Annotated in this window: 4 protein-coding genes; 2 read left to right on the top strand and 2 right to left on the bottom strand. The window is 67.8% G+C overall.

All coding sequences use genetic code 11. The annotated features are described in order from the left end of the window. Window positions 1-76 precede the first annotated feature (76 nt). Entirely contained in the window at window positions 77-874 is a 798-nt protein-coding gene (locus IEZ09_RS45765; RefSeq protein WP_189260124.1) for an alpha/beta fold hydrolase, read from the bottom strand. Then, window positions 847-1,734: an AurF N-oxygenase family protein gene (locus IEZ09_RS45760; protein WP_189260123.1), complete on the bottom strand. Its 888-nt coding sequence runs from the start codon at window positions 1,732-1,734 to the stop codon at window positions 847-849. Before IEZ09_RS45760 ends, IEZ09_RS45765 begins: the two co-directional genes overlap by 28 nt. A 61-nt stretch (window positions 1,735-1,795) precedes the next feature. On the opposite strand from IEZ09_RS45760, the gene IEZ09_RS45755 reads away from it, so the two are divergent. Continuing rightward, window positions 1,796-2,479 (top strand): TetR/AcrR family transcriptional regulator, encoded by a 684-nt coding sequence (locus tag IEZ09_RS45755; protein ID WP_189260122.1) that lies wholly within the window; start codon window positions 1,796-1,798, stop codon window positions 2,477-2,479. Continuing rightward, complete coding sequence (locus IEZ09_RS45750) at window positions 2,480-2,782, top strand: DUF4873 domain-containing protein (RefSeq protein ID WP_189260121.1); 303 nt, start codon at window positions 2,480-2,482, stop codon at window positions 2,780-2,782. Window positions 2,783-2,871 lie beyond the last annotated feature (89 nt).

Below are 2,871 nucleotides of genomic sequence, written 5' to 3'. Positions count from 1 at the left end.
ACACTGCAACCCCTGCACAACTCAGGTGTTGCAACGATCCCTAGAACCCAAGAGGTGGAAGAAGGAGCCCTTCATCTCACATCAGCGCGGCGATCCGCCGAGCCACGTCCTCCGACCGTTCCAGCGGCAGCATGTGCCCGGCCTTCGGGTAGATCACGAAGTCCGCGCTCGGCAGCGCCTCCGCCAGCACCCGCGAGTGCCGCATCGGCGTGAGCACGTCCCACGAACCGGCCATGACGACGGTGGGGATGTCGGCCAGCACGGCCAGCGCTTCCCGCCGTTGATGCCGGGTCAGCTCCTCCCGCACCCCCACGAACGCGGTCCCTGTCGTGTTGCCGGCCATCGCCGCTGCCGCACGGACGTCAGCCCACCGGGGCCGATGGCCGAACGTGACCCGCAGACCAGGCGTGATCAAGCGGCCGAACCCGACCTTCGGCCGCTTGACCAGCCATCGCCCGGCGAGCCGCTCCACACCGCTCAGCCCGGGCAGGTCCCCGCACGACGTGGCCACCAGGGCCACCCCCGTGACGCGCGAGAACAACTCGGGGCGCTGCTCGGCCAGCGCCATGATCGTCATGCCGCCGAGCGAGTGCCCGGCCAGCACGATCCGTCCGGAAGGGACGAACTCCTCCAGCACCGCCGCCAGGTCGTCGGCCAGTTCGGACAGCGTCGGAGCGCGCCCGTCGCAGGCCGACTTCCCGTGGCCGCGCACGTCGTAGCGGACCACGCGCCCAGGCAGCGCCGCAGCCACGCGGTCCCACGTCGTGAGGTCCATGGTCCAGCCGTGCAGCAGAACCGCGGTCACGTCGGAGGAGGACGAGGACGACGGCTCCGACGTGACGACGTTCAGCCGATCAAGAACGAACGGCGCCACGACCGCATCCCCGGCTTTCCGACGAGTCCGGCTTCGTCCAGGAACGACATGATCCGTTCCCCCGACCAGCGAATGGTCTCCTGGAACCGCGGGTTGGCGAGCGCCTGACGACGGGCCTCGCGCACGTCCAGGCCCACCGCCGCGTACACGGCAGGGTTGATGATCGTCCGGGTGATCATCATCGACACGTACCCGATCAGCCACTTCTGGTACGGCAGTTCGTAGCCCTTCAAGGACGACATGCCGCGCACCAGCTCCTCGCGCGCGAACCGCACGTGGCGGGCCTCCTCCAGCACGTGGATGCGGTTCACCATCCGCACGATCGGCTGGATGGTCTCGTCGGTCATGGCCTCGCGCTGCAGCCGGTCGAGGATCTCCTCGGCGACCAGGATGGAGCCGTACATCGCGGGCCCGTAGCCGATGGTCGGCAGCAGCTTGCCGAGCCGGTGGGTGTGCTTCGTGGGCCCGTACGGCGGGCAGCCGATGCGTTCGACCAGGCGCGCGAACATCGTCGAGTGGCGGCACTCGTCGGCCACCTCGGTGAGCGCGTACTGGGCGTGCCGAGAGGTCGGGTCGGTGTTGTAGACGACCTTGACCAGCATCTGCATGAGCAGCAGCTCGAACCACAGGCCGACGGACGCGATCGACGCCAGCTCGTGCTTCGACAGCTCGATGCGCTGCTCCACGGAAAGCGACTCGTACAGGGGCGTGCCGTAGAGCGAAATGCGCTGTTCAGGGATGTAGAAGAGACCCTCGACCAGAGGTGCGGACCAGTCGATGTCCACCTCGGGGTCGTAGAACTTCTCCGCGGACGACTTCAGCAGCCTCTCCGCCGTCTTCTCCCGATCGGCCACCCTCATCGGTTGCCCTCCCCGGTAAGTGTTACTTGAGGTAACGGTTACTTCTGGTAGCGTGCGTCACATGGCACGCACTGTCAAGGGGCCGGATGCGCGACGCGAGCGCTGGAAGGGGCATCGCGAGCAGCGCAGGGCGGAGTTCGTGGAGGCCACGATCGCCGCGGTGGCCAAGAAGGGGCCGGACGTCGGCATGGAGGACGTCGCCGCGGAGGCGGGCGTCAGCAAGCCCGTGCTCTACCGGCACTTCACCGACAAGTCCGACCTGTACCTGGCGGTGGGCCAGAAGGCCACCGAGATGCTGATGGAACGGATGGGTCCGGCGCTCGCCGCCGACGGCCCGATCCGCGACCGCATCGTACGGATCGTGGACGCCTACCTGTCGGTCATCGAGGACAACCCGAACCTCTACCGGTTCGTGGTGAAGGGGTCCTTTGTGGACCGTCCGGTCGAGAAGGACGTGGTGCAGGAGGACAAGAACCTCATCGCGAACACGCTCGCCCGCATCCTCGGCGACTACCTGCGCGCGTTCGAGATGGACTCCGGCGGCGCCGAGCCGTGGGCGCACGCGCTCGTCGGCATGGTGCAGAACGCGGGCGACTGGTGGCTCGACCGCCAGACCATGTCCCGCGCGAACCTCAGCGACTACCTCGCCACGATCATCTGGCACGCCGTCGACGGGCTGTTGCGCTCGGCAGGCGTCCAGGCGGACCCGGCAAAGCCACTCACCCCACTCCGATTGGTGGACTAGATGAGCCAGGACGACGAAGACGGCTACACGGGCCCTGCCACCCTCGTTTTCGGCACCGACGAGGTGACGGTCGAGGTCGAGCTGCGCGGCTACTTCCAGCCGATCGACGGCCGCTACCACTGGTACGGCCGGATCAAGCAGAACGACGAGGTCACGACCCGCGTCGAGGGCGGCGCCCGCACAGCCCTCCTGCGCACCCCGACCGGCCAGGCCGAGGGCACGCTGACCGACCCCGACCCGTGGGGCCGCTACCGCGTCGGCGGCATCTCAACCCCGCCGTACAAGATCGAAGAGCCCGCCTAACCGCGACAAACGATGAACGGCGCTTTTGTCCACCTGGTGTTTTAACCAGGAGGCGCTTGGGTTTTGACATGGGCACGGCCACCGCTTGA

The organism is Lentzea flava (assembly GCF_014648475.1).
Lineage (GTDB): Bacteria > Actinomycetota > Actinomycetes > Mycobacteriales > Pseudonocardiaceae > Lentzea > Lentzea flava.
Note: the sequence above shows the minus strand (reverse complement) of the source record. Positions and strands in the feature narration are given on the sequence as shown.